5 protein-coding genes and 1 pseudogene are annotated in these 7,020 nt (G+C 66.0%); 1 reads left to right on the top strand and 5 read right to left on the bottom strand.

Annotated features, from left to right (window positions below; all coding sequences use genetic code 11):
• Positions 1 to 374 precede the first annotated feature (374 nt).
• The 4 genes and pseudogenes from JOC24_RS31940 to JOC24_RS31955 form a co-directional block, all read right to left on the bottom strand.
• The gene (locus JOC24_RS31940; RefSeq protein WP_205023943.1) at positions 375 to 1,616 is read right to left on the bottom strand and encodes an ATP-grasp domain-containing protein; all 1,242 of its coding nucleotides are present in this window, start codon (positions 1,614 to 1,616) and stop codon (positions 375 to 377) included.
• A 448-nt stretch (positions 1,617 to 2,064) separates the two neighbouring features.
• Positions 2,065 to 2,892, bottom strand: coding sequence for a glycoside hydrolase domain-containing protein (locus JOC24_RS31945; protein WP_205023944.1), 828 nt, complete (start codon positions 2,890 to 2,892; stop codon positions 2,065 to 2,067).
• 986 nt (positions 2,893 to 3,878) lie between these two features.
• A pseudogene (locus JOC24_RS34315) lies at positions 3,879 to 4,278 on the bottom strand (short-chain dehydrogenase/reductase); the annotation flags it as partial.
• A 151-nt stretch (positions 4,279 to 4,429) separates the two neighbouring features.
• Complete coding sequence (locus JOC24_RS31955; protein ID WP_307792795.1) at positions 4,430 to 4,705, bottom strand: winged helix-turn-helix transcriptional regulator; 276 nt, start codon at positions 4,703 to 4,705, stop codon at positions 4,430 to 4,432.
• Between the two features lie 8 nt (positions 4,706 to 4,713).
• Between JOC24_RS31955 and JOC24_RS31960 the strand changes: the two genes are divergently transcribed.
• Positions 4,714 to 6,258 carry an MFS transporter gene (locus JOC24_RS31960; RefSeq protein WP_307792796.1) on the top strand — a complete coding sequence of 515 codons (1,545 nt, stop codon included), beginning with the start codon at positions 4,714 to 4,716 and terminating at the stop codon, positions 6,256 to 6,258.
• A 19-nt stretch (positions 6,259 to 6,277) separates the two neighbouring features.
• Here JOC24_RS31960 and JOC24_RS31965 read toward each other — a convergent pair whose 3' ends face one another.
• Positions 6,278 to 6,784: a DinB family protein gene (locus JOC24_RS31965; protein WP_205023946.1), complete on the bottom strand. Its 507-nt coding sequence runs from the start codon at positions 6,782 to 6,784 to the stop codon at positions 6,278 to 6,280.
• Positions 6,785 to 7,020: the final 236 nt, after the last annotated feature.

The raw sequence follows: 7,020 nt of genomic DNA on the forward strand, positions 1-7,020 counted from the left end.
CGTATGAGTGAACAGGTTTGCGGGGGTCTTCGAAAGTGACAGTGACGGGGGCCCTGGGCCGACAACGCTCGGGTGGCGGGACCGACGCCGAATCCAGCGAAGACTCACAACACCATCACGGCACCGGATGCCGTACCCGTGATCTCGCAGGAGAACAGGCTCGGCGCAATCAGGTTCAACTAATTGCCGTAAACGGGTACGGCATACGTGGACGCGAGTGCATGAAAGAAACGGCACGCCCTCCACTACGCCCCCTCGGCAGTAGAACGACTTATCAACCGGCCACGACTCTGCTTGATCATAACCAGTGCCGCAGGCAGGCAGGCTTGCTTTTCGGACTGGCAGCAGCGCTTCGCCGGCTTCACGGGGTGCGACTACGTAGCCGAGCTCAAGCCGTGATCGCACGTGTTGGTTCCGGGCGCCGACTGGGTTTCGATGACGACTTGAGCAGCGATCCGCTCGCACCGCTGCGCTGCCTCGACTGCGTCTGAGCCCTCTGCCAGCGCGTGCCCGGATCTGTCGTCCGATTCCCTTACCGGCTCGACACGATCACCTACCGCGACATCGAGGTGGATCTTTGCGGTGCCGTCAGCGAGTTCCGGAGCTTCGGGGATGCTGATTCGCCGGATGACACCGGGCGGTGGGGCCAGAAAGCGAACTGCTGCTCCTCGTCGCGGAGTTGACGGGATGAGGGGCATCGGCAGCCCGAGTGCGCACTGCACGGTAAGCATGACCAGGTCCACCCCGTATGCGCGGTGTACCAGCTCCCGGATCTTGTCTCCGCCGATTCGGTTGTGCGACTCGACAATGCGCGGGCCGCGGGCGGTGAGTCTGATCTCGGTGTGTGACGGCCCATCACATAACCCGACCGCATCCAGGAACTTTTGCACGAGCACGCAAACGTTGTTCCGCAGAGCATCGTCCACAGAAGCAGGTACGGTGTGCCCGAGTTCCACAAAACTGGAAGAAACGAGTTTTTCTGTAAGAGCGACGATGGTGTGACGTCCCGAGCGGGAGAATGCCTCGGCGCTGATCTCAGGCCCGTCCAAGTACTCCTCGGCGAGGGCGTCCTCGCCGCCGGCTCTGACGAATTGATGCCATGCCGATCCGGCATCGTCCGGCCCCGGGACCACAAAGACGGCATGGCTACCCGTGCCCGTGGCCGGCTTCAGGATGACCGGACCCCCAACTTCGCGGCAAAATTTACCCAAGTCAGTTTCCGAGCCCACTGGCGCAGCCCGCACGGAGCTTATCCCCCGTGCATTGAGCAGCTCTCTCATCCGCCTCTTGTCCTGCAACACCTGAACCGTACCCAGTGGTACCCCGGGTACCTGCAGGCGCGCAGCCACCTGGGCTGCAGGCAACAGGCCACTCTCAGTCAGGGAGAGCACGTGACTGAACGGCCGCACAGCATGCATGGGAGCGAGTAACGAATGGACACCGCCTGCATCTGAGAAGTCCGCCGCGATCACGTGGTCGGCTAACTCAGCCATCCGTGGGATTTGCCCGCCCCGAGCATGCACGAATACCGTCTCCGCTCCGAGGCTATGGGCTGTGGACAGCAGTCGTGGAGTACCGGCGAAAATCGCCAGTCTGGGTCGTTGACCTCGGCTCATCGGGGCCTCCTGATCGTGAGCGCGTTTTCGGCCGGTCGGTAGTGAGATCGTCCCATGGACTCATGAAACGATCTGCTCGGTTCTTCCTGAGGCGTACCGCGACGCCATCTGGGCCAAAACCTGGTCCAGCAGTGCGAAGCACACCATCAAGGTCGTCGTGGTGGGCACCTCCGGCCGCCCGACCATCACCACCGACGGTCTCCTCTACCTCAAGTAGCCGACGGCGAGTGCGCAGCCAGGACCGTACGGTCCGGCAAGCGCATCGGAAAGGCTGGATGCCCCCTTCCCTCCACTGGTGGGGCCAGGGAAGGGGGTGCACGGCCTGAATTTCGACTCCGGCCTGCGTGCCGGCGTCGATGCCCCGCGTTCGATCCGTCAAGGTCTTGTCCGGTTGCACCACACCGACCGGGCCCGCGCCTTGATGCCGGTCAACGGCCACGCATGTGCATCAGCCGATGATCGCGACCGGGGCGTCCCACGCGTTGCGGTCAACGGTGATCGTGAAACCGCCGCGGGTTTCCTTGCTGTTGACCATGTACTGGTGGCCGCGGCTGTGGTTGGTGTACTGGGTCGGCTTCCACGGCCAGTCCGTAGTGGTCGTGTTCTTCTTGTCCCACAGTGCGTACCAGAGGTTGCCCGGCAGGTCCGTCTTGTTCGTGGCGGTGGCGACGGCCGCGGCGCTGGAACTGCTGAAACCGTACAGGCCGCCCCGGTAAGTCGCGTTGCGCAGCGTCTTGGTGAAGGAACGCACGTAGGCGAGGGTGGCGTCGTTGCACGCCTTGTCGGTGATGTCGTACGACTCCATGTTCAGGTAGATCGGGCTGCCGGCTTTCATCCCGAGCGCTGATGCCTTGGCCACCGCGTCCTTGGCGTTGCTGGCGCCGACGGCGGCAGCCGTGGAAGCGGTGAACCTCTCCGGGTTGGCGCTCTTCTGGCAGGGCGGCTGCGCGCCGACATAGAGCGGAATAAGCTTCCACCCGGTGGCGTTGACCGACTTCACCCAGGACTTGGTCAGGTTGGGCTGGGCACAGCCACGGTTCTTGCCGCCGATGTAGACGGCGGCGGCGCCGTAAAACTTCGTGTTCCACGCCTTCATCGCACTGAGCGAGGGTGCGGTGCACGTATCGAACGCCCGACCGGTGTACGTCTTCTGCGCCGGCCAGGCGGTGGCGGCCATGGACGCCTGCGCCGCGAAACCGGCACCCGCGGCCACCACGACCCCCGTGGTCGCCCACGCGATGTAACGGCTCTTCCTGGACAGCCGATGTCTGGACATTCCCCACCCCATTCAGTGCGGCCCGTGGCCGCCTCCGACGTACCCGGGACAGCGGTCCGCCCTCTGGCAAAGGTCTGACTCGGTCCCAGGTGCAGCGCCGCGCCCACAGTGGCGCAACGACCGTGCTCCGAAAGTCCGGAGCGCATCGCACAGTAGCCGACACGGACGTCGTGACCGGGACGGACGCAAGACTCCGCGTGACAGCGAAATGCCTACCGCTACCGATCTTCACCTACGTCGACGAACCGAGCAGAACATCGCCGCTCGCCAGGGAGAGTTCCGCGACTACGAACGCGACAGAGGCCGGAAGGACAGGGACCATGCGAGACCCTCTCCCGCTCCCCCGAGGCCGGGCTTCCAGCCCGCTCAGGCCAGGGGAAAGTACGTCCTCGGCCGACCAGTGACGTCACGCAGACCGTCCACAAGCAACGGTCCCCTCGCCCACAGCGCTTCGGACCGCAGAACCTGCCAGGCAAGGACACCACACGGTGGGGCGGGTGGGACTCCGCCATGACGCTCCCACGGGGGCGTCACTACAAAACCCAGGTCAAAGCTGTTCAAAGCTCATCTTCGATGCACTAGGACCCACGTTCGCCACACCGCCATGAAGCGAACGCCACACGCGAAAGACGCCCGGGAAGTGCGTTTCCGCAGGTCAAAATGTTCCCGCAAGGTAAAACTGGTGGGGCGGGTGGGACTCGAATCCAAACCGGCGACGCGCCTCACCTGCGGTTTTCTTGGGGAAGCGGGCATATCGCCCTGTTTCCGTCCGGCTGCATCCCGCCCGATCCGGCTCCAGCGGAGGCGGTGCAGCGTTCGCCGCACCGCCTCCTCCCCCGCTGCCCGCACCGCTGCGCCCGAGGAGCGCTGGACCTCCCATCATTCGCGTATCACCAGGTCGCCCCTGGGGGTTCTGACGACTTCTCCCCTCTCGACCTCTCACCGCCCACGGCAGGCAGTCACTTCCGTAGCGGTACAGAGCTCTGTTATCCCTTCTCATCGGTCTGCGGGAAGTCGGCGGAGAGAGTGAGGTCTTTCCAGGAGTCGAGGTCGCAGTCGACAGCCTCACGTCCGGCGCGGACCAGGCGCAGGGCGTCGGAGCCGAGGGGCCAGGCGAGCGGATCGGGTGCGTCCTGGACGCACAGGAGCGCGCTGTCGGCGCGGGCCGGGTCGCCAAGCTGTCGTCCGCTGCCTTCTGGCGGGCGGCGCGAATGGGCTCGAAGAGGTCGTCGCAATCGGGGATGGTGCGCGGATCATCGAGCATCCGACCCAGTCGGTACGGAAGGAGCCCGGCTCGACGGCGGTGACGTGGATGTGGAAGGCAGCGACTTCCTTGCCGATGCCTTCGAGTGAGTATTTGCTGCCGCAGTAGGCGAAGACGCCGGGGAAGCTTCACGGGTGGCCTCCCCCGCAGTCACAGCCTCCTCGCTACAGGGGAAGGCCATGAGATCGACCATTGTCCGGCCACTCCCTGGTGCTGGCCTCCGCGCGACGGAAGTCTCGCGCGCCTCTGGCGCGGGCTCCCGCTCACGGTGTTTCAGTAATCGGTGTCCGCCGCGGCTGGTTTGCTGTGCTCCCGGTCGTACGCCTCTCGGGAATCGGCGATCAACTCGCGATGGCGCTCGGCCCATTGGGTGAGGGCCGTGAGTGAGCTGTGCAGTTCGACGGCCATGTCGGTCGCCCGGTACTCGACCTTCGGCGGCACGGTCGCGTACACGGTGCGCGAGATCAGCCCGTCGCGTTCGAGGCTGCGCAGGGTCAGCGTGAGCATGCGGCGGCTGATGCCGGGCACCGCCCGCACCATCCCCGTCACGCTGGCTGGTGCTGGGGATCCTCTGTGTCGGCCAGCTGATGATCATCCTGGACGGTTCCATCGTCACCGTCGCCCTGCCTACCATCCAGCAGGACCTCGGCTTCACCCAGGCCGGCCTGGCCTGGGTGGTGAACTCGTACCTGCTCGCCTTCGCGGGTCTGCTGCTGCTCTCCGGTCGGCTGGGTGACCTGCTGGGCGGCAAGCAGGTCTTCATCGTGGGACTGGTGGTGTTCACCGCCGCGTCCCTCGCCTGCGGGCTCGCCTCCGCGCCCTGGGCGCTGGTGACGTTCCGCTTCGTCCAGGAAGTTGGCGGCGCCCTCGCCTCCGCCGTCGCCCTGGGCATGATCATCACGCTCTTCCAAGACGCCGGTGAACGGGCCAAGGCTCTGGTGGCATACGCCTTCGTTGCCGCCGCGGGTTCCTCCCCGGGGCTCATTCTCGGCGGTGTGCTCACCCAGAGCCTCGGCTGGGAATGGGTGTTCCTGGTCAACGTGCCGATCGGCATCGTGGCCGTTGTCCTGACGCTGCGGGTGGTCCCGGGACTGCGCGGTACAGGCGTACGCGAGAGCGCCGACATCAGCGGTGCGGTGCTGGTGACCGGCGGACTGATGCTGCTCGTCCACACGATCGTCAAGGCGGACGACCACACCTGGGGCGACGGCCGCACGCTGGGTCTGCTGGCCGTGTCGCTGGTGCTGCTCGCCGCCTTCGTCCTGTGGGAGGCGCGCGCTGCCAAGCCCTTGCTCCCGCTGCACATCTTCCGCTCGCGGATCATCTCCGGAGCCAACGTCATCATGCTGCTCATGGTCGCCGGTCTGTTCGGCTATCAGTTCTGCACCGCCCTGTTTTTCCAGAACGTACTGGGCTACGACGCGCTCAAGACCGGCCTTGCGTTCCTGCCGGCGCCGGTGACAATCGCCGTGGTCTCGCTGGGCCTGTCGGCGCGGCTGAACCAGCGGTTCGGTGCCCGTCCCGTACTCCTCGGCGGTCTGCTGCTGGTCGCGGGGGCACTCGCACTGCTGGCCCGGGTGCCCGGCGACGGGCAGTACGCGGTCGACATCGTGCCTGCGTTCGTCCTGCTGGGCCTCGGTTTCGGCGCCGCGATGCCCGCGCTGATGGGGCAGGCGATGTCGGTGGCCTCACCAAGCGATGCCGGTATCGCCTCGGGTCTGGTCAACACCACCCAACAGGTCGGCGCCTCGCTCGGCACCGCCGTACTGGCGACCCTGGCCGCCTCCCGGACAGCGTCGCTCCTCGTCGGACAACAAGAGCCAGGTGGACGCACTCACCGGCGGTTTCCGGCTCGCGTACGCGCTCAGTGCCGTCCTCGTGGTCGTGGCTGTGCTCGTCGCCGCGTTCGTCCTGCGCATGCCGCGCTCCGTGGGAGCGGAAGATGCAGGGCACGCCAAGTCCGATGCCACCGTGGCGGCGGGCTGAGACCGGTCAGGCCCCGATCGACCGCCGGTGGACGGTCTACCGGGGCCCCCGGCGGGACTGTTCCCGCGGAGCGACGAAGAGGGCCGGGCACTCGTGCCGCGCGAGCCACTTCTTGATCACAACTCGATACGCGCCCTAGTCGCCGGTCGTGCCGTCGAGCATCTCGCGCAGGATGTCCAGGTGGCCGTTGTGGCGGGCCGTCTCCTCGGTGAGGTGAAGGAGGATCCAGCGCAGGTCGACATGGAGACCGTCGCGGACGGCTCGCTGAGCCTGCTTGTCCAGGCCGTTCCCGGCGACCAGTTCGCGGTAGCGGGCGCTCTGTTCGGCGTATTCGTCGAGCAACTGCGTGAGCGGGAAGTCGACGGCGATACGCATCTCGCGGTCGGGGTCCTCCTCGGTCCAGGGGCCCCGGTCTTCCTCGCCGAGGAAGACCACCTGAAACCAGTAGTACTCGACCCAGCGGAGGTGGTTGATCACTCCGCTCATGGTCATCAGCGGTGAGCCTGGCAGGAGCGCCTTGTGGGCGTTCTCCGCAGAGACGCCATGGCACTTGGCGCGGGCGGTGTCACGTGCGTAGTCGAGAAACGTGGTGAGCTGGGTGTGCTCGTCCCACGCGGGCGGCGTGTCGTCGATTCTTGTCATCGCGCGAAGCGTCCCCAATCACCGCGACCAATGTCGAGACATTTAACGCCGGACCAACCTGCTCCACCCAACTCCTTGTCCGGCGGGTCGTGACAGCGATTCAGCGCCGGCGGGCAGCCCGGCATGATCCGCCGGACAGGCCCTAGTGACCTGAGTCGCAGGTTCGTCGTTGGTTGTTCATGAGTCGTCCCGGTCCGAAGATTCCGCCGTTGTCGGTGACTGATGCCCAGCGGGCT

Origin of the sequence: Streptomyces sp. HB132, assembly GCF_016909575.1 — a bacterium.
Classification (GTDB): domain Bacteria; phylum Actinomycetota; class Actinomycetes; order Streptomycetales; family Streptomycetaceae; genus Streptomyces.